We start from the raw sequence: 18,559 nt of genomic DNA on the forward strand, positions 1-18,559 counted from the left end.
AGACCGCGAAGTCGGAACGGTGACGATCGTTATCGGTTGCCATTCGTACCGTCGAAGCCGATAGTGGTCGGTTTGCCACTGCTAAACTCTATTTTGCTATATCGAATGTCCCTGGTCCGAACGGTTCCGACAACCGTTCGCAGATATACCGACCCGTCTCCAGGTCGCCTACTTGACACGCGGGCCCGTCTCGTCGGTTCGGCCGGGGAGTTCGAGTTCGATCTCGAGTTCCGGCTCGTCGGTCCCCTCGAAGTCGATCTCGAGAGAGACCGGTTCCCCGAAGGCAAACGGGAGTTCCCACTCGTCGTCGCTGATCGTGAGTTCGTCGCCGTCACGGAGCTGTTCGCCCAGCGCGACGAGGAACTCGCCCGCGTCGCTTGCATCCAGTCGATACTCCTGTTCGAAGTTTCGCCCGGCGCGGATCGTCGTTCGCTCGGCGTCGGTTTCGCTGTCGGCGTCGGTGCTCGAGTCGGTGGCCTCGTCGTCGGGTGCCATCGGGAGAAGACACGGCACCGACGGGTATGAGTTCTCGGTCGAAACGAGAAGGGCCTGGCTCGGTTGCCTCGAGTCGACACGGCGCCATGACGCGAATCTATTTCACCCGACGCCGACCACATTCGGGCAATGGTTTCGGAACTCTTCGACGAGGAGCAGTGGGAACCGATCGCGGAGTTACACGACGAGTTCAACGACATCACGTATCACCGGGCGGTCGACTCCGGGACGGTCCGGATCGCATTCGACCGGCCAGAAGTACGCAACGCGTTTCGCCCCGGCACTGTCGACGAGCTATACGACGCTCTCGAGCATGCCAAACGCCAGACCGACGTCGGCTGCGTGCTCCTGACGGGGAACGGTCCATCGCCGAAAGACGGCGGTTGGGCGTTCTGTTCGGGCGGCGACCAGACGATCCGCGGCGAGGACGGCTACCAGTACGAGGGCGACGAAGAACGTGCCTCAGAGCAAGGGCGACTCCACATCCTCGAGGTCCAGCGACTGATCCGTCACATTCCGAAGGTCGTCGTCTGTGTCGTCCCCGGCTGGGCTGTCGGCGGTGGCCACTCGCTGCACGTCGTCTGTGACTTGACGCTTGCAAGCAAGGAACACGCCAAGTTCCTCCAGACCGATCCCGACGTGGCCAGTTACGACGCCGGCTTCGGCTCCGCGTATCTGGCGAAACAGATCGGCCAGAAGAAAGCCCGCGAGGTGTTCTTCCTCGGGAAAACCTACGACGCCGAGGAGGCCGCCGAGATGGGGATGGTCAACGAGGCTGTCCCCCACGAGGAGTTAGAGCAGACGGCACTGGAGTGGGGCGAACGGATCAACTCCAAGAGTCCGACGGCGATGCGGATGCTCAAGTACGCGTTCAACATGACCGACGACGGCATGGTCGGCCAGCAGGTGTTCGCCGGCGAGGCGACCCGGCTGGGATATATGACCGACGAGGCAAAAGAGGGTCGAGACGCCTTCGTCGAAGGTCGCGAGCCCGAGTTCGACGACTATCCCTGGCACTACTGACCGTTCGCCGGCAACAGTTTCCGCTATCTACGTCAGGGAGGATCGTCTCGAGCGGTACCGATCGGCAGCGACACCGTTCGAACCGCCGATCGATCGTCTGTTCGCCGGCCCAACGGCGAGTCGACGGTGGCGGTAGGATCGGCGAGAACGGTAACACTTTGGCGATACCGGCCCGGACACGTATCCAGTGACAGTCCCCGACCGTTCGTCGCTGTCCCGCCGGGACTACCTCCGGGCACTGGTCGCCGTCGGCGGAGCGACCGCACTCAGCGCGTGTACCTCCGAGGACGGCGTCGAGATCCCCACCGGGACCGACGACCCCGACTCGCTCCCGGAGCGACAGCACGCGTGGAACGAGTTCCTCGCACGGGACGACGACGGAAACGTCCAGCCACCGGAACACCACGTGCTGGTGGCGCTATCACTCGAGACCGAGACCGAGCCCGACGACGACACAAGAGAGCAGGTCGAGGACGCACTACGGACCCTCGAGTACGCCTACGAGTGGAGCAACGAGGGGCTCGTGTTCACGCTCGGCTACACGCCGGCGTACTTCGATCGGTTCGACGGGTCACTGTCCGAGTCGGTCGACCTTCCGGAACCGGCGCCGATCGTCGGGGAGGCCGATGCGTTCGACGAGTTCGACGCGTTGCTCCACCTGGCCAGCGACCACTCACAGGTCGTCCTCGAGGCCGAGGAGGGGCTGTTCGGCGACCACGACGAACTCAACGGGATCGACGTCGGGACGGACCTGACCGGCATCTTCGAACGCGTCGACGACCGACGTCGGACCGGGTTCGTCGGCGAGGGGCTTCCGGCCGACCACACCGACGTCGACGGCGTCCCCGACTCGATCCCGGACGAAGCGCCGTTTTTCATGGGCTTTCGCTCGGGCTTTTCGGAGAGTCAGGCGACCGAGGATCGCGTGACGATCGAGGAGGGTCCCTTCGCCGGTGGGACGACTGGACACGTCTCCTCGATGCGGACGAACCTCCGGCAGTGGTTCGAACAGGACAACCACTACATGCGGGTCCAGAAGATGTTCAGCCCGGAACACGCCGAGTCGGAGCTGGTCGGCGACGTCGGTGAGAAACTCGACACCGCGACCGAGCTCACCGACGAGCGCATCGCGGCGACCGAAGACGACGCCAGAAGCGGCGTCGTCGGCCATGCCCAGAAGGCCGCCCGCGCCAGAGAGGACGGGCAGCCGCTGCTGTTACGGCGGGATTTCAACACCGTCGACGGCGACCAACCGGGCGTCCACTTCGTCTCGTTACAACGCGGAATCGAAGAGTTCGCCCGCGTTCGCAAAGCGATGGAGGGAGACGACCTCGACGTCACGAACCTGAACAACGGCATCACCGGCTACATCTTCGTCGACCGACGCGGGAACTACCTGCTTCCGCCCCGCTCGAGACGAGCGCTGCCGCCGGCAGATCCGAGCTGAACGCGACTCTACGGAACGAGATACACATGCACGAAGACGACAACGACAGCGATCTCGATCGACGGACGCTTATCAAGTGGACAGGCACGGCAACCGGGACACTCGCGTTTGCGGGCTGTCTCGGATTCGGTGACGATAGCGACGAAGACGGCGACGAGTCGGACGACGACACCGACGCCAGCATGCCACTGGACGTCGAGGACCTGACGCGGGTCGAGAACCCACCGGACGCAGTGTATCTCCCGACACACCGCGAGTCGATGGAGATGCTCGAGCCAGTCGAGGCCGGTGAGTACACGCTCGCGCCGATGCTGTCGTATCCCCATCCGTTCTGGCTCGTCACCGGGAGCGGCGAGGACGAGATCGAACGCCAGACACCCGAGCAGATGATCGGCGTCCACCTGATGTTTACCCTCTGGGACGACGAAACTGACACCGTCTTGCCCGTCGACGACGGCATCGAACTCGAACTCGCGTACGAGGGTGACCCGGTTACCACGCAGTCCGCCTGGTCGATGATCTCCCAGGAGATGGGCTTTCACTTCGGCGACAACGTCCCTCTCGAGGACGACGGCACCTACACGGTCGAGGTCACCCTCCCGGCGCTGTCGGTGCGGACGACCGGCGACCTCGAGGGCCGATTCACCGACACCGAGACCGTGACCGTCGAGTTCGAGTACGACCAGGCGTTTCGAGATCGCGTCTCCGACGTCGACTACCTCGACGAGGAGGAGTGGGGCGAACGAGGCGCGCTCGAGCCGATGGGACACGGCGATCACGACCACGGTGACCACGCCGACGACGGCCATCACGATTCCCACGGCGAGCACGGCGAGCATCACGGCGACGGACACGATCACCACGACCACGATCATGACCACAGCCACGACGTTCCCTACTCACAGCTCCCCGAAGTCGAGGCGTTCCCCGGGACGATCCTCGTCGAACCCGACGCCGACCGGCCGGCGGAGACGGCCGAACTCCCCCGCAGCGGCGACGCGGCGGTTCTCGCGACGCTGCTCGAGTCGGGCTTCCGGCTCGCCGACGGCGACGACCGCTACCTGCTCGTCTCGCCGCGGACGCCGTACAACCGCGTCCCGTTGCCGGCGATGAACATCGAGGTCGTGATCGAACGCGACGGGGAGTCGGTCGCCGATGCGATCGATCTCGAGGAGACGATCGACGACGAGTACGGTCACCACTACGGGGCGTCGCTCGCGGACGTCCAGCCGGGCGATACGGTGACAGTTACGGTCGTCTCGCCCCCACAGGTCGCCCGCCACCAGGGGTACGAGACGGCCTTCCTCGAGATGGAGCCGATCGAACTGACCGTCCCCGAAGAGCAATGAACGGCGAGACGAGACGTACGGCCGCCCTCACGCTCGCACTCGCGTTCGGACTACTCGCAGCGACACCGGCGGCGGCGATGGACGGCTCGATGCTGTTGAACTTCGATCGGGAGGAACTCGAGGCCGAGGCTGGCGAGACCGTGACGGTCGACCTCGTGGCGAGTACACACGGCAACTCCGTCGGCAACGGAATCGACGACCTCTCGGCGACGATCGAGTACGACGCGGACGTGATCACGGTCGCCGACGTCGAACACGGCCCGATGCTGGCGGCAGGCGACGACGACGCGACGGTCGATGCGACCGCAGAGATCGACGACGACGCCGGAGCGGTGACGATCGACCAGGAACGGACACCGTCCGGAAGCGGTGCGAAAGCGACCGATACCGTGGTAACGCTTACTCTCGAGATCGACGACGACGCGCCGTCGACGACCGAAACGCTCGAGATCACCGACGCGTCTGCGTCGTACCCAAGCGACTACTCGCTGACGCCTGTCGACCGGGACCTCGAGCTCTCGATCGAGGGTACCGACGACGCCGTTCCCGGATTCGTCCCGCTGACCGCGGTGGTCGGACTCGCTGTGGCGCTCTGGCTGTTGTATCGCCGGTAACCTCGAACGGACCTTTGCTCTCGTCTTTCATAGCTCACCCATTGTGCCAGTGCGATCGTCGATCGTAATGCCAACGTTGACACGGCCCCGAGTTGGATACTCGAGCAATGAGTACGGCCGAAGTCGATATCTCACGGACGAAAGCGTGGGTGATGGCAGCACGCCCACAGACGCTGCCCGCGGCGGCGGCACCGGTGATCGTCGGCACGGGGCTTGCGGTCCACGAAGGGGTATTTGCCCCGCTGGAGGCACTGCTTGCGTTCGTCGGCGCGGCGCTGATTCAGATCGGAACGAACTTCGCGAACGACTACTACGACGCGATCAAGGGTGCCGACACCGACGACCGGGAGGGGTTCACCCGAGTGACACAGGCGGGGATCATCCCGCCCGAACAGGTGAAGCTGGCGACGATCGTGACCTTCGGGCTCGCGATCCTGTCGGGGACGTATCTCGTCTACGTCGGCGGGCTGCCGATCCTCGTGATCGGGCTCGTAAGCGTCGTCTGTGGGTGGGCCTACACCGGCGGCCCCTACCCGCTTGGCTATCACGGTCTCGGCGACCTGTTCGTCTTCGTCTTCTTCGGCATCGTCGCCGTGATGGGGACGTTCTACGTCCAGGCGGCGGCGACGGTAGCCGAGCCGCTGACGACGACGATCCCCGAGGGGACGGTTACCTGGGAGGCGTTCCTCGCCAGTCTCCCGATCGCCGCTATCTCGACGGCGATCATCGTCGTGAACAACGTCCGTGACCTCGAGACCGACGCCGAAGCCGGCAAGCGAACGCTCGCGGTACGACTGGGCTACCGCTGGAGCCGCGTCGAGTACGTCGCGATGCTCGCACTCGCCTATCTCGTCCCGCTGTGGCTCTGGTTCGGCGAGGGATTCTCAGTCACCGTCTTGCTCCCGTTGCTCTCGCTGCCCTACGCCGCGGTGGTCACCCAGACCGTTCTGACCCGGACCGACGGCGAGGCGCTCAACCCGGCACTCGAGGGGACCGGGAAACTTCTCGCGCTCTATGCCGTGTTGTTCGCCGTGGGGGTGGTCGCGTAACATGCCTGGGGGTGACGACGGCTCCGATCTCGACCTCGAACTCGAGTACCGCCCGTTCTCGCTGGCACTCGAGACGCCACTGGAGACGGCCGACGGGACGATCGAGAGCCGCGACGGCTTTCTCGTCCGGCTGACCGCGGCCGACGGACAGGTCGGCTACGGCGAAGCCACGCCGCTGCCGGGCTGGACGGAGTCGCCCGCGGACTGTGAGACAGCCCTCGCACGCGCCGGCGAGGCGATCCAGGAGGGACCCACTGCGGCGCTCGAGGCCGTCGACGAGCAGGTCGCCGCCAGACACGCCGTCTCGCTCGCGCTCGCGGATCTGCAGGCTGGCCGTGAGGCGACGCCGCTGTATCGCTACGTCGGCAAGGGTCCGATGGTCGGACGGGTCCCGGTCAACGCGACGATCGGCGACGGGCCGCCGGCCGAGACCGCACACGCGGCACGCGAGGCCGTCGACCGCGGTTTCGACACCTGTAAACTGAAAGCCGGCCGGCGGAGCGTCGACGACGATATCGATCGCGTCCGGCGGGTTCGCGAAGCCGTCGGCGACGACGTCGAACTGCGGGTCGACGCCAACGAGGCCTGGACCTACGAGGAAGCGACGACGGCGCTCGTGGCTTTTGCCGACCTCGACGTCGCGGTCGTAGAGCAACCGCTGCCCGCGGGCGCTCTCGAGGGCCACGCCGACCTGCGGGCCGACGAGCGAGGCGACGGCGTCTCGATCGCCCTCGACGAGGGACTGCTCGAGCACGGCGTCGACGCGATCTGTGAGGCGGAGGCGGCCGACGCCCTCGTGTTGAAACCCATGGCCCTCGGCGGGATCGACGTCGCACGCAAGATCGCGGCGTGGGTCCAGGAACTCGAGATCACACCGATCGTGACGACGACGATAGACGGCGTCGTCGCCAGAACGGGCGCGGTCCACCTGGCCGCTTCGATCCCCGACGTCCCGGCCTGCGGACTGGCCACGGGCGACCTCCTCGCGGACGACCTCGGGCGAGATCCCGTGCTCCTCGAGCGTGGAGCGGCGGTCGTCCCGCAGGCGAAGGGCCTCGGCGTCGAAGGGGTGTGGGACACGTGATCGGCCCCTCGAACGACTGGCCGACGCGGGACCTCCTCTCGCATCGAACGGCGACGACGCCCGACCGGACGGCTTTGATCGACGACGAGACGGGACGAACGTGGACGTATCGCGACCTCGATCGGCGGGTCGATCGGACCGCCGCCGACCTCGAGTCAGCTCTCGAGACCGACGAGGAGGCGGTCCGGATCGGGATCCTCATGGACACCAGACCCGCGTTCGTCACCGTCTTCTTCGCCGCGATGCGGACCGGCGTTACCGTCGTCCCGCTGAACGTCCGCGAGACGGTCGCCGAACTGTCCGAGAAGGTCGATCGAACCGACCCGTCGGTTCTCGTCTGCGAATGCGACACCGAGTCGGCCGCCCTCGAGGTCTCGCGGTCGACGGACTCGGTTCCCGTCCTGAGCGTCGATACACCCGCGACGGACACGGTCGCGGAACTGCCGACCGAGGCGTCTTCGACGGGCGAGTCGTCGACAGCAGTCGCAGTCGATCCCGTCGCACTCGAGCCCGCGGAGACGCTCGTGATCCTGTTTACCTCGGGGACCTCGGGTGAGCCAAAGGCCGTCCGACTGACGGTCGGCAACCTGGTCGCGAGTGCGACCGCCTCCGCGTTCCGGCTCGGCGTCGATCCGGCCGACCGCTGGCTCTGCTGTCTCCCGATGTATCACATGGGCGGGCTCGCGCCCGTCGTCCGGTCGACACTGTACGGGACGACGGTCGTCCTCCAGCGGACGTTCGACCGCCACGAGACCAAGCGCGTCCTCGCGGAGTACGACTGTACGGGCGTCTCGCTCGTCCCGACGATGTGCAAACGGCTGCTCGAGGCCGGCTGGGAGCCGACCGACGCGTTGCGCTTCGTCCTGCTCGGCGGTGCGCCCGCGACGACCGAGTTACTCGAGCGCTGTCGGGACGCCGGCGTTCCCGTCTATCCGACGTACGGGATGACCGAGACGGCCTCCCAGATCGCGACGGCGACGCCGGCCGAGACCGCGAGCCACGAGGGGACGGTCGGCCGGCCGCTCGTCGCCACCGACGTGACCGTCGTCGACGAGGACGGCGATCCGCTGCCGGCCGGCGAGACGGGAGAGTTCGTCGTCTCGGGGCCGACGGTGACGCCGGGGTATTGCTCCGCGGCGGCGACCGAGTCCGCGTTCGACGAACACGGCCTGCAGACGGGTGATATCGGCTATCGTGACGACGACGGCCGGCTCTGGGTGCTCAACCGCCGGAGCGACCGGATCGTCACCGGCGGCGAGAACGTCGATCCCGGTGCAGTGCTCGCGGCCCTGCGAGCACATCCCGACGTCGAAGACGGAGCCGTCGTCGGACTCGAGGATCCCGAATGGGGCGAACGCGTCGCGGCGCTGGTCGTCCCGACCGACGACGTCGATATCGACCTCGGGTCGCTGCTCGCCCACTGCGAGGATCGGCTCGCCGGATTCAAGCGACCGAAGACGATCGGCGTGGCCGACTCGTTGCCCCGCACCGCGTCGGGGACCGTCGACCGCGAGGCGATTCGAGAGCGGCTTCGGGAGACAGGGGTCGACGTCGCTGACTTGCGGTGATCTCCGGCATCTATAGAGTGGTTACTCTATTGGAACCGAAGTTAAGACCCTGGCGTCCCTATCCGACGTCGTGTGTACACTGACGCTCGCTTGGCAGGTCTTCGACGACGCGCCGGTCGCCGTCGCCGCGAACCGCGACGAGTCCGTCGACCGCGCGTCGACGCCACCGTCGGTCTACCGTAAGGACCCCCGGATCGTCGCTCCGCGGGATGCCGAGGCCGGCGGGACGTGGATCGGCTACAACGAACATGGCGTCTTCGTCGGGATCACGAACCGGTGGACCGACGCCGATCTCGCCGCCGAGCGATCGCGCGGGCTGCTCGTCGCCGACGCCCTCGAGGCCGAAACCGCTTCCGAGGCGGGATCGATCGTCGAGCGTGCCGTCCAGGCCGACGAGTACGACGGCTTCTATCTGGTGATCGCCGACGCGTCGAACGCCTACTGCTACCGGTGGGACGGGACGCTCTCGCTGACCGACTTCGATCCCGGCGTCCACGTCGTCGTCAACGTCGCCGTCGACGAGACCGTCGACATCCCCGCGGTCCGTCCCGACATCGCCCGCGAGCAGGCCGACAACGCGCAGGCGGTCCGCGAGGCGCTGTCCACCGAGCGCGGTGGGTCGGTCGACGACTGGCTCGAGCGCGCCGGCGAGGTCCTCGGCGACCACGAGTACGGCGTCTGTCTCCACCGGAACGGTTACGGGACGCGCTCGTCGTCGCTGCTCGCGCTCGGTGACGACGGAGTCCGCCACCGGTTCGCGCCCGGTCCGCCCTGCAAGACGGCGTACGAACCGGTCGTCCTCGAGGACGGCGCGGCGTCGACGGATGTCGACTGCGATGTCGAAGGGCAAGTTTAAGCGCCTCGATGCATCTCATACGTATATGGACGCACTCCTGGCCCGAGCGACGAGTACGGAGAGGTGGTCACTGTGAGCGTTTCTGCAACCGAAGCCGAACTCTCCGAGGCCGAGCGCGCCGGCCTCGAACTCGTCCGTGAGACCGGTGGGATCCACCAAAGCGACTTCTGGAAGGAACTGGACGTCTCTTCGCGAAAGGGAAGCCGCATCGTCGAATCGCTCGTCGAGAAGGAACTCGTCGACCGAGAGGAGACGATCTACGACGGTCACAACACCTACTACATCACACCGACCGCTCGCGACCTGGATTTCACGCTTCTGATGGCCGGCGATATGCTGTCGCCGTTCATCGGCGAGGAGGAGGTCGATCCCAACAGCGACGCCTTCTCGCAGTGGATCATGAACCTCGCCTACGAGGAGTAACGGAATCGCCGCGAGAACGGACTCGAGCGACGTAGTTTTTCGGTCGGTTTCGAGACGAAGCGAGCAGCGACCGGTGACGGGAGCCGGCGCGTTAGTCCGTCCGATAGGGTTCGGCCCGATCGATGCAGACGAACGGTTCGCGTCCGTGGTCGTCGTCTGTGGGTGCGTCGTCGAGGATCTCGATGAGCCGCCGGTGGACTTCGCGTGCGGCCCGGACCTCGTCGGGCGTCAACCCGAGGTGGCCGCGCATGTACCCCCAGACCCCGCTCTCGAGCCAGTACAACGTTTCGTCGTCGGACTGATAGACGATCTCGCCCCGTTGGGTCAGCGCCTCGTCGGCAAGCGCTCGACCCGAGAGCTGGACCCGGGTGAGGGCAGTGACGAGCTGGCGCCGCGAGACCGGCGTGTGTAACGCAACGTCGTCGAGCGTCTCGTCGAAGTACTCCTCGACGAGATCGTACGCTCGAGCGAACTCCCCGAATCCGCCGTCCTGATTCTGCGTGCCCTTCATTGGAAAAATCACCGAACGTGCTAGCCGTATTGTTGGAAAAGTGATTATAAAAACCTGTCTCACTGCGGTTGCGTCGCTTTCAGGTCCTGCTATCAGGCTAGTGCGCTCGCGGCGCGGATCAGCCGTTTCTCTCCGAAGGCAGGGCCGACGAGCTGAAGACCGACGGGGAGACCGTCGGTCTCGCCGGCAGGGACCGAGATCGCGGGCAGATCCGCGAGGTTGACGGGGACGGTGTTCGCGTCAGCCAGGTACATCTGCAGGGGGTCGTCCAGACTCTCACCGAGTTCGAACGGCGGGACCGGCATCGTCGGCGAGGCCAGGACGTCTGCCTCCTCGAGGGCCTCGTCGAAGTCCTGTTTGACCCAGGCGCGGGCGTCCTGGGCTTTCTTGTAGTACTTGTCGTGGTATCCTGCCGACAGCGCGTAGGTGCCAAGCAGGATCCGACGTTTGACCTCGTCGCCGAACCCTTCCTTGCGGGTCCGAGCGAACGTCTCGTTCCAGTTGCCGGCGGCGGCCGAGTCACCGGAAGACTCGTCTCCGCTCGCTTCGCCCGCGGAGAGGCCGTACCGGACGCCATCGAACCGGGCGAGGTTCGAGGAGGCCTCTGACATCGCGATCACGTAGTAGGCCTCGACGGCGTGTTCGACCGACGGCAGCGAGACCTCGTGGTACTCCGCGCCGCGGTCCTCGAGGTCGGCGATGGCGTCCCAAAACGTCTCGACGACGCCTTCGTCGGCACCCTCGAGCAGTTCCGTGGGAACGCCGATCTGCAGGCCGTCGACGTCGCCGGTGGCGGCGTCGGCGTAGCTCTCGTCGCCCTCGAGTGGGACCTCTCGCGTGGTCGCGTCGTGTTCGTCGTCGCCGGCGATGACGTCGAGCAGCGTTGCGGCGTCCTCGACGGTGTTCGCGAAGGGCCCGATCTGCTCTAAGCTGTTCGCGTAGGCGACCAGTCCGTACCGCGAGACGAGCCCGTAAGTCGGTTTGATGCCGACGACCCCACAGAAGGCGGCGGGACAGCGAACCGAGCCACCGGTGTCGGAACCGAGCGCGAGGTCGGCCTCGCCGGCGGCGACGGCGGCGGCCGATCCGCCCGAGGAACCCCCGGGGACGTGGCCCGGTGCCGCCGGGTTATCTGTCGCGCCGAAGTAGGAGGTCTCGGTCGTCGAGCCCATCCCGAACTCGTCCATGTTCGCCTTCCCGACGATGGTCGCACCGGCCTCCTTCAGGCGGGAGACGACTGTCGCGTCGTAGGGTGGGACGTAGCCTTCGAGCATCTTCGAGCCACAGGTCGTCGCCACGCCGGCCGTCGAGATGTTGTCCTTGACGGCGACGGTCGTTCCCGAAAGCGGGCCGTCGTCGGCGCCGTCGATCCGTTCCTCGGTGATGAAGATATTCTCGGACATGATCAGGAGACGTTCGGTCCTTTGAAGTAGCCGTCTTCGGTTTCCGGCGCGTTCTCGAGGGCGGCCTCGCGATCGAGCGAGTCGCGTTCCTCGTCGGGTCGCATCACGTTCGTCAGGTCGGCCTCGCGGTCGACCTCGGGTACCTCGTCCAGCGTCTCGAAATACTCGAGGATGTCCGCGAACTGTCGCGTGAACTGGTCGACCTCGTCGTCCTCGAGATCGACCCGAGCGAGTCCTGCGACGTGGCGGACTTCCTCGGGGCTGACGGCGTCGTCGCTCATGGTTGCTCGCACTGGCCAGTGGGGAGTAAGGGTTTCGATACGACGACACTCGCGGTTCACACCGAGGCGAGGGCGGTCCAAATCGAGACGCTGGTTCGGCTGTCGAATCGTGCTTCCAGTCGATCGTTCACTCTCGAGACGATCGAAGAATTTAAGCCACTAGAGTCCGAGGAAATGGATCACGACGGAGCGTTTTCCAGCGATCGTTGTGATACGACACAATGACTACGACGCGAACACGGCACGGTGAGCGACGCCAGCGTGAGTCCGAGTCCGAATCCGAAGAGTCGAGCGAGCGATCGGACTGTCCCGAGTGTGGCGGACAACTCGTCTCCGACACCGAACACGCCGAAACGGTCTGTGACGACTGTGGACTGGTCGTCGAAGAAGGCGAGATCGACCGCGGCCCCGAGTGGCGCGCGTTCGACGCCGCCGAAAAGGACGAGAAGTCCCGCGTCGGGGCCCCGACGACGAAGATGATGCACGACCAGGGGCTGTCGACGAACATCGGCTGGCAGGACAAAGACGCCTACGGACAGGCCCTCTCGAGTCGTCAGCGCCAGAAGATGCAACGGCTGCGCAAGTGGAACGAGCGGTTCCGAACGCGTGATTCGAAAGAGCGGAACCTGAAACAGGCACTGGGCGAGATCGACCGGATGGCCTCGGCGCTCGGTCTTCCCGAAAACGTCCGTGAGACGGCAAGCGTCATCTACCGCCGTGCGCTCGAGGAGGACCTACTCCCCGGTCGTTCGATCGAAGGCGTCGCGACGGCCGCGCTGTACGCCGCCGCTCGCCAGGCCAACACGCCACGCAGCTTAGACGAGATCTCGGCGGTCAGCCGCGTCGAGAAAGCCGAGGTCGCCCGCACCTACCGCTACGTGGTCCGCGAACTCGGTCTCGAGGTCCAGCCGGCCGACCCCGAGAACTACGTCCCACGCTTTGCAAGCGAACTCGACCTCTCCGACGAGACCGAGCGACGCGCCCGCAGTCTTCTCTCGACGGCGAAAGACCAGGAGATCCACAGCGGCAAGTCCCCGGTCGGTCTCGCTGCCGCCGCCGTCTACGCCGCTGCCTTGCTGACCAACGAGAAGGTCACCCAAAACGACGTCAGCGAGGTCGCCAGCATCTCCGAAGTGACGATCCGTAACCGCTATCACGAACTCCTCGAGGCCGAAGAGCACGCTGCGGTCTGATACGGATTGCTGTACCGATTTGCCGGCGCAACCGCAGCCCGGGTCGCGGTTGCGCCGGTACCGACGTACAGTAGTCCGTATGAGAGCAGTCGCCGACCGCTCGTCGATCGACAGGTGTTCTCAACCGCGGCTTGACTCGAGTTAGTCCGAGACTAACTGGTACGGGATGATGATAATCGGTCTATAGTGAAGGTATTGGCTACCGACAGGTCGTGTATGCACTGCGACAACTGCGACGCGGCGTCGGTCGCCTACACCTTGACGACACACGCCGCGGACGATTCGACCGAGCAGATCGAGCTTCACTTCTGCTCGAGTGAATGTCTCCGCGTCTGGACCTAATCGCAACCGACGTCGTCGGTTCGACGGTCTGCTGTCGCCACGTCCCGTCGCTCGCTGTCCCGCGCTGGCGCTCGGCGAGAGATCGGTACAGCAGACTGATCACCGGTCGACCCCCAACCGGTATCACACTCACCGTCGGTCCTAGACGTATGGCCGTCCGCACGCCCGAGCGAGCCGAGACCGACGCTACCGTTCTGTCGCCAGTTGAAGCGGAATCGACCGTCCGGTCCGTCAACGGGATTCGGTTGCACACCGTCGCCGCCGGCGACGAGAGGGATCCGCTTGTCGTCTTGCTCCACGGTTTCCCCGAGTTCTGGTACGGCTGGCGCCACCAACTCGAGGCACTCGTCGAGGCCGGCTATCGGGTGCTCGTTCCCGACCAGCGCGGCTACAACTTGAGCGAGAAACCCGACGGCGTGGAATCCTACCGGCTGAAGGAGTGTTCGCGGGACATCGCGGAGCTGATCGCGACCGAGGGACAGACCAGCGCCCACGTCGTCGGCCACGACTGGGGCGGGCTGGTCGGCTGGGACCTCGCGTTGCGACATCCGACGACGGTCGACCGCCTCGCGATCGTCAACGCACCCCACCCGACCGTCTACCGGCAGCATCTCGTCGCTGACCTCGAGCAACTCCGGCGCAGCTGGTACGCCGCCTTCTTCCAGCTGCCGTGGCTGCCGGAGGTGGCCTGTCGGATCGACGACTACCGGTTTCTCGAGCGAGCGCTTCGGGAGACCGCCGCGCCGGGAGCGTTCACGGACATGGAGCTGGCACACTATCGTCGCGCCTGGGAGCAAGACGGGGCGCTGACCGGCATGCTCGACTGGTATCGGGCGGCCGCTCGCAACCCCTCGCTGCCGCCACAGGAGCGCGTCGACGTCCCGACGCTACTCGTCTGGGGCGAACGCGACGTCGCGCTGACGACGTCACTGGCGGTCGACAGCGATCAGCGGTGTGAACGAAGCCGGCTCGAGCTCTTCCCGGAGACGAGCCACTGGGTCCAACACGAACGGCCGGCACGGTTGACCGAACTGTTGCTCGAGGCCTTCGAGGACGTGCTCGACGACTGATACGGACTGCTGTCCGACGTATCCCCCCCTGGCGACCCCACGACCTTTAACGGTCTGGCACTAGTGGCTCGTACAATGGTCGATCGGGGAGGTGCCGAAAGAGCCGGGTCGCGAACGGATCGAACCGGCGGATCGTCTGAGGAGTATGAAGCCCTCGTCGATTCCCTCGGCGACGGTGTCTATCGCCTCGACGCCGACGATCGGTTCGCCACGGTCAACGACGCGATAGTCGAACTGACGGGCTACTCCCGCGACGAACTCCTCGGCGAACACGTCTCTATCCTCTTCGAGAGCCGGGACGTCGACCGCCTCGAGCGGGAACTACTGTCGACACGCGAAACCGGCGACGACGTCACGGTCGAGTTGATACTCGAGCGGGCCGACGGCGATCGCCTCGCGTGTGAGTGGCGCTGCAGTCCCCTCGTCACCGACGGCGAGTACGAGGGGACCGTCGGCACCGTCAGAGAGCGCGAGGAGATCCACGACGACCACCTCCCCGCTGTCTGGGAGACCTACGAGTCGATCGCCTCTGCCATCGACGAGGCCGACGTCGGCGTCTTCGTCCTCGACGACGAGTTCGACGTCGCCTGGATCGACGAGAGCATCGAGGAGTACTTCGGCCTCGACCGAACCGAAGTCATCGGTCGGAACAAACGGACGCTCATCGAGGAGACGATTCGAGACCGGGTCGCCGAGCCGGAGACGTTTTCCGAGCGGGTGCTGTCGACGTACGACGACAACACCTACGTCGAACAGTTCGAATGTCGGATCACTTCCGGCGACGACCGCGAGACGCGGTGGCTCGAGCACCGCAGCACGCCGATCGAGTCCGGGCGGTACGCCGGCGGTCGCCTCGAACTGTACTACGATATCACCGATCGAAAGGAGTCGGAGCGAGCCCACAGGGAGAGCGAACTGCGATTCCAGTCGCTCGTCGACGCGATCGACGAGTATGCGATCTTCATGCTCGATCCCGACGGCTACGTCGTCAGCTGGAACGACGGTGCCAGACGGATCAAGGGCTACGAGTCGACGGAGATACTCGGCGAGCATTTCTCGACGTTCTACACCGAGACGGATCGCGCCGACGGGGTTCCCGACCAAAACCTCTCGCAGGCGCAAGCGTCGGGAACCGTCGAAGACGAAGGCTGGCGCGTCCGTGCGGACGGGTCGACGTTCTGGGCGAACGTGTCGATCACGGCGATTCGGGAAAACGGCGAACTCCAGGGGTACGCGAAGATCACGCGTGACATGACCGATCGGCGGGCCCGCGAGCAGCAACTGCAACGCGAACGCGACCTGAACGAACAACTGCTCGAGACCAGCTCGGTCGGCATCGCCGTCGTGACCCCGGATGGCTCGATCGGTCGTGCCAACGAACGGATGACGGATCTGCTCGGACTCTCGGCCGACGGCGACGACACGACGTCGTCCGCGACCCGACGGACGATCGTCGACGAGGACGACGGCCCCGATTCGGTCGCAAATCGTCTCGCGGACCGCGTCTTCGAGACGGGCGAGTCGCTCTCGAATCGAGAGGTCAAAGTACGCCAGCCGGATGGCCGAGAGACGTGGCTGTCGATAACTGCCACGCCGGTCACCGACGAGCGAGACGAGCCGGAGCGGGTCGTCGTGACCGCGACGGACGTCACCGATCTGAAAGAGTCGGCGGAACGTCACAGACGGCAACTCGAGGAACGGGAGAAGGAACTCGACGCCGTGCGTCTCGCGACGACCTTGCTCGAGACCAACGAGCGCTCGGTCGATACCCTCATCCGGGAGTTCGTCACCAGCCTGCCGGAGTTCTTCCGCTATCCCGACCGGACTGGGGCTCGCGTCGTCGTCGGCGACCACGAACAGGCTACGGACGACTACGATCCCCGCATCCGGACGATTACCAGTCGGACCGAAACGGACAACGGGACGCCGATTCGGATCGACGTCACTCTCGGTGAGCCCGTCGAGACCGAATCGACACCGTTTCTCGAGGAGGAACGGGAGCTGATCGATACGCTCGCGACGCTGCTGACGTTTTACTTCGAGCGTCGGGAGTATATCGACGATCTACAGGCCGAGACCAGACGCCTAGAACAGTTCGCATACGCCGCGAGCCACGACCTCCAGGAGCCGTTGCGGATGGTCTCGAGTTACCTCCGGCTGATCGAGGACCGCTACGGTGACGCCCTCGACGAAGACGGCCGCGAATTTCTCGCGTTCGCCGTCAACGGCGCCGACCGCATGCGCGAGATGATCGACGGGCTGCTCGCGTACTCGCGGGTCAAAACGAGCGGCGAGGCGTTCGAACCGGTCGACCTGAACACCGTTCTCGAGGACGTCCTGTCCGATCTCGAGGTGCGGATCGAAGAACACGATGCCGAGATTACAGTCGAGGATCTGCCCCGTGTCGAGGGCGACGCCAGCCAACTCCGGCAAGTCTTCCAGAATCTCCTCGACAACGCCATCGAATACAGCGAGGACGCCCCGACCGTTCACGTCTCGGCCGATCGGACGGAGCGAGCGTGGGAGATTTCGGTTCGCGACGACGGTATCGGAACCCCTGCCGACGAGACCGACCGGATCTTCGAAGTCTTCGAACGGCTCCATGGCCCTGGAGACCATCCCGGAACCGGTATCGGGCTCGCTCTCTGTCGGCGCATCGTCGAACGCCACGGCGGTGATATCACGGTCGACTCGACTCCCGGTGAGGGGTCGACGTTTACGATCACGTTGCCGCCACCGACTGACTCCGGCGGCGACTGATAACTAAATTGTCAGTCAGTAAAACTGAACTATCTCGGACGACTACCGTTCCCAGCCGGTGGGAACGGGCTCGAATATATTCGACTGTTGGGGCATATACTGCCAAACGAAACGGTTCGTATGGCTCAGGCGACACTCACGATCACGCTACCCGAACAGGTCTGGATTCAACAGCTCTCGACGGCGTATCCGTCGGCGACCTTTCGGGTTCTGGCGGCTGTCCCCGACGCGGAGCGGGGCTTCGCACTCGTTCGGATTACCGGATCCGAGGTAGCCGACGTAATCGAGGACATGCACGAGCATCCACAGCTTACCGAACTCTCGCTGGCTCAGCGGACCGACAACGAGGCGACGGTCCACTTCGAGACGACGGCGCCGCTGCTGTTGTTCTCCTCACAGGAATCCGGAATGCCGATCGAACTCCCCGTCGAAATCGTCGACGGTGAGGCGACCGTCGAGGTCACCGGATCACGCGATCGACTCGCCGGACTGGCCGAACAACTCGAGCGCTTTGGCTTCCAGTATCGGATCGAACACGTCCGCGATCGGCTCCACGAGAGCCAACTGCTCTCGGAGCGCCAGCTCGAGGTCGTCGTCACCGCCGTCGAGGAAGGCTACTACGACACGCCCCGGCGCTGTTCGCTGACGGAGCTCGCCGACCGACTCGATATCGCGAAATCGACCTGCAGCGAGACGCTCCACCGCGCCGAGGAAGCGATCGTCAAACGGTTCGTCGACGATCTCCCTGGCGTCGACAACGACGAGTCACTCGAAGACCAACTCGTACGTAGCTGATACAGTCAGACACGCATTCGCCGGATGGGAACGGCGAACGCTCATACGGACTGCTGTCCGGCAGTATAAGCACCGATCTCGATACGAGATCGAACGTGTCGTCTCATCCGGGTCTTGCGCTGACCCGCCTCTAAACGGCTTCGTTCAGCACCGATTGGTGCCCGATCGAGAAACTTCTGTGGAGTTGTTAGCCGTCTTTCGACGCCACACTGTCGGATATCTGTACTGATATACGATCCGACCGGCCGGCCAGCACAGGTGGAAACTATTATAGTGAGAAATAAGTGGGCGAACGT

General features: G+C 65.2%; 18 protein-coding genes. 14 read left to right on the forward strand and 4 right to left on the reverse strand.

Annotated features, from left to right (window positions below):
- Nucleotides 1-168 precede the first annotated feature (168 nt).
- Nucleotides 169-495, reverse strand: coding sequence for an amphi-Trp domain-containing protein (locus RBH26_RS00225; protein ID WP_306755795.1), 327 nt, complete (start codon nucleotides 493-495; stop codon nucleotides 169-171).
- Nucleotides 496-624: 129 nt separating this feature from the next.
- Here RBH26_RS00225 and RBH26_RS00230 point away from each other — a divergent pair, with 129 nt between their 5' ends.
- The 9 genes from RBH26_RS00230 (at nucleotide 625) to RBH26_RS00270 (ending at nucleotide 9,908) form a co-directional block, all read left to right on the forward strand.
- On the forward strand, nucleotides 625-1,518 hold the full coding sequence (locus tag RBH26_RS00230) for a 1,4-dihydroxy-2-naphthoyl-CoA synthase (RefSeq protein WP_306755797.1): 894 nt from the start codon (nucleotides 625-627) through the stop codon (nucleotides 1,516-1,518).
- A gap of 187 nt (nucleotides 1,519-1,705) precedes the next feature.
- Nucleotides 1,706-2,965: a Tat pathway signal protein gene (locus RBH26_RS00235; RefSeq protein WP_306755798.1), complete on the forward strand. Its 1,260-nt coding sequence runs from the start codon at nucleotides 1,706-1,708 to the stop codon at nucleotides 2,963-2,965.
- A gap of 26 nt (nucleotides 2,966-2,991) precedes the next feature.
- Entirely contained in the window at nucleotides 2,992-4,314 is a 1,323-nt protein-coding gene (locus RBH26_RS00240) for a hypothetical protein (protein WP_306755799.1), read from the forward strand.
- Nucleotides 4,311-4,928: a cohesin domain-containing protein gene (locus tag RBH26_RS00245; protein WP_306755800.1), complete on the forward strand. Its 618-nt coding sequence runs from the start codon at nucleotides 4,311-4,313 to the stop codon at nucleotides 4,926-4,928. Before RBH26_RS00240 ends, RBH26_RS00245 begins: the two co-directional genes overlap by 4 nt.
- Nucleotides 4,929-5,035: 107 nt before the next feature.
- Nucleotides 5,036-5,977: a 1,4-dihydroxy-2-naphthoate polyprenyltransferase gene (locus RBH26_RS00250; RefSeq protein ID WP_306755801.1), complete on the forward strand. Its 942-nt coding sequence runs from the start codon at nucleotides 5,036-5,038 to the stop codon at nucleotides 5,975-5,977.
- 1 nt (nucleotide 5,978) lies between these two features.
- On the forward strand, nucleotides 5,979-7,061 hold the full coding sequence (menC, locus tag RBH26_RS00255) for an o-succinylbenzoate synthase (protein WP_306755803.1): 1,083 nt from the start codon (nucleotides 5,979-5,981) through the stop codon (nucleotides 7,059-7,061).
- Nucleotides 7,058-8,629, forward strand: coding sequence for a class I adenylate-forming enzyme family protein (locus RBH26_RS00260; protein ID WP_306756301.1), 1,572 nt, complete (start codon nucleotides 7,058-7,060; stop codon nucleotides 8,627-8,629). The genes menC and RBH26_RS00260 overlap by 4 nt, the downstream gene beginning before the upstream one ends.
- A gap of 70 nt (nucleotides 8,630-8,699) precedes the next feature.
- Nucleotides 8,700-9,485, forward strand: coding sequence for an NRDE family protein (locus tag RBH26_RS00265; RefSeq protein WP_306755804.1), 786 nt, complete (start codon nucleotides 8,700-8,702; stop codon nucleotides 9,483-9,485).
- A gap of 72 nt (nucleotides 9,486-9,557) precedes the next feature.
- Entirely contained in the window at nucleotides 9,558-9,908 is a 351-nt protein-coding gene (locus RBH26_RS00270; protein WP_306755806.1) for a MarR family transcriptional regulator, read from the forward strand.
- Between the two features lie 91 nt (nucleotides 9,909-9,999).
- Here the strand turns inward: RBH26_RS00270 and RBH26_RS00275 are convergent, their stop codons facing one another.
- The 3 genes from RBH26_RS00275 to gatC all read right to left on the reverse strand — a co-directional run bounded on the left by RBH26_RS00275 (nucleotide 10,000) and on the right by gatC (nucleotide 12,103).
- Entirely contained in the window at nucleotides 10,000-10,419 is a 420-nt protein-coding gene (locus RBH26_RS00275) for a hypothetical protein (RefSeq protein WP_306755807.1), read from the reverse strand.
- A 92-nt stretch (nucleotides 10,420-10,511) separates the two neighbouring features.
- The gene (gatA, locus tag RBH26_RS00280) at nucleotides 10,512-11,822 is read right to left on the reverse strand and encodes an Asp-tRNA(Asn)/Glu-tRNA(Gln) amidotransferase subunit GatA (RefSeq protein ID WP_306755808.1); all 1,311 of its coding nucleotides are present in this window, start codon (nucleotides 11,820-11,822) and stop codon (nucleotides 10,512-10,514) included.
- Between the two features lie 2 nt (nucleotides 11,823-11,824).
- Nucleotides 11,825-12,103 carry an Asp-tRNA(Asn)/Glu-tRNA(Gln) amidotransferase subunit GatC gene (gene gatC, locus RBH26_RS00285; protein ID WP_306755809.1) on the reverse strand — a complete coding sequence of 93 codons (279 nt, stop codon included), beginning with the start codon at nucleotides 12,101-12,103 and terminating at the stop codon, nucleotides 11,825-11,827.
- Nucleotides 12,104-12,324: 221 nt separating this feature from the next.
- Between gatC and RBH26_RS00290 the strand changes: the two genes are divergently transcribed.
- The 5 genes from RBH26_RS00290 to RBH26_RS00310 all read left to right on the forward strand — a co-directional run bounded on the left by RBH26_RS00290 (nucleotide 12,325) and on the right by RBH26_RS00310 (nucleotide 18,263).
- A complete protein-coding gene (locus RBH26_RS00290) occupies nucleotides 12,325-13,296 on the forward strand; it encodes a transcription initiation factor IIB (RefSeq protein WP_306755810.1) in 972 nt (323 codons plus the stop codon).
- 216 nt (nucleotides 13,297-13,512) lie between these two features.
- Nucleotides 13,513-13,638, forward strand: a complete 126-nt coding sequence (locus tag RBH26_RS00295; RefSeq protein WP_306755811.1) for a hypothetical protein — start codon at nucleotides 13,513-13,515, stop codon at nucleotides 13,636-13,638.
- A 149-nt stretch (nucleotides 13,639-13,787) separates the two neighbouring features.
- Nucleotides 13,788-14,708, forward strand: coding sequence for an alpha/beta hydrolase (locus RBH26_RS00300; RefSeq protein ID WP_306755812.1), 921 nt, complete (start codon nucleotides 13,788-13,790; stop codon nucleotides 14,706-14,708).
- A 75-nt stretch (nucleotides 14,709-14,783) separates the two neighbouring features.
- Entirely contained in the window at nucleotides 14,784-17,468 is a 2,685-nt protein-coding gene (locus RBH26_RS00305; protein ID WP_306755813.1) for a PAS domain S-box protein, read from the forward strand.
- A gap of 120 nt (nucleotides 17,469-17,588) precedes the next feature.
- Complete coding sequence (locus RBH26_RS00310) at nucleotides 17,589-18,263, forward strand: helix-turn-helix domain-containing protein (protein ID WP_306755814.1); 675 nt, start codon at nucleotides 17,589-17,591, stop codon at nucleotides 18,261-18,263.
- Nucleotides 18,264-18,559 lie beyond the last annotated feature (296 nt).

This window comes from Natronolimnohabitans sp. A-GB9 (assembly GCF_030848565.1).
Taxonomy (GTDB): domain Archaea; phylum Halobacteriota; class Halobacteria; order Halobacteriales; family Natrialbaceae; genus Natronolimnohabitans.

Excerpts from the sequence above, each read along its gene's own strand:
- RBH26_RS00290 (WP_306755810.1), top strand. The coding sequence starts at position 12,325 with ATGACTACGACGCGAACACGGCACGGTGAGCGACGCCAGCGTGAGTCC.
- RBH26_RS00300 (WP_306755812.1), top strand. The coding sequence starts at position 13,788 with ATGGCCGTCCGCACGCCCGAGCGAGCCGAGACCGACGCTACCGTTCTG.
- RBH26_RS00295 (WP_306755811.1), top strand. The coding sequence starts at position 13,513 with ATGCACTGCGACAACTGCGACGCGGCGTCGGTCGCCTACACCTTGACG.
- menC (WP_306755803.1), top strand. The coding sequence starts at position 5,979 with ATGCCTGGGGGTGACGACGGCTCCGATCTCGACCTCGAACTCGAGTAC.
- RBH26_RS00305 (WP_306755813.1), top strand. The coding sequence starts at position 14,784 with ATGGTCGATCGGGGAGGTGCCGAAAGAGCCGGGTCGCGAACGGATCGA.
- RBH26_RS00250 (WP_306755801.1), top strand. The coding sequence starts at position 5,036 with ATGAGTACGGCCGAAGTCGATATCTCACGGACGAAAGCGTGGGTGATG.
- RBH26_RS00240 (WP_306755799.1), top strand. The coding sequence starts at position 2,992 with ATGCACGAAGACGACAACGACAGCGATCTCGATCGACGGACGCTTATC.
- RBH26_RS00245 (WP_306755800.1), top strand. The coding sequence starts at position 4,311 with ATGAACGGCGAGACGAGACGTACGGCCGCCCTCACGCTCGCACTCGCG.
- RBH26_RS00230 (WP_306755797.1), top strand. The coding sequence starts at position 625 with ATGGTTTCGGAACTCTTCGACGAGGAGCAGTGGGAACCGATCGCGGAG.
- gatC (WP_306755809.1), bottom strand. The coding sequence starts at position 12,103 with ATGAGCGACGACGCCGTCAGCCCCGAGGAAGTCCGCCACGTCGCAGGA.
- RBH26_RS00275 (WP_306755807.1), bottom strand. The coding sequence starts at position 10,419 with ATGAAGGGCACGCAGAATCAGGACGGCGGATTCGGGGAGTTCGCTCGA.
- gatA (WP_306755808.1), bottom strand. The coding sequence starts at position 11,822 with ATGTCCGAGAATATCTTCATCACCGAGGAACGGATCGACGGCGCCGAC.
- RBH26_RS00225 (WP_306755795.1), bottom strand. The coding sequence starts at position 495 with ATGGCACCCGACGACGAGGCCACCGACTCGAGCACCGACGCCGACAGC.
- RBH26_RS00310 (WP_306755814.1), top strand. The coding sequence starts at position 17,589 with ATGGCTCAGGCGACACTCACGATCACGCTACCCGAACAGGTCTGGATT.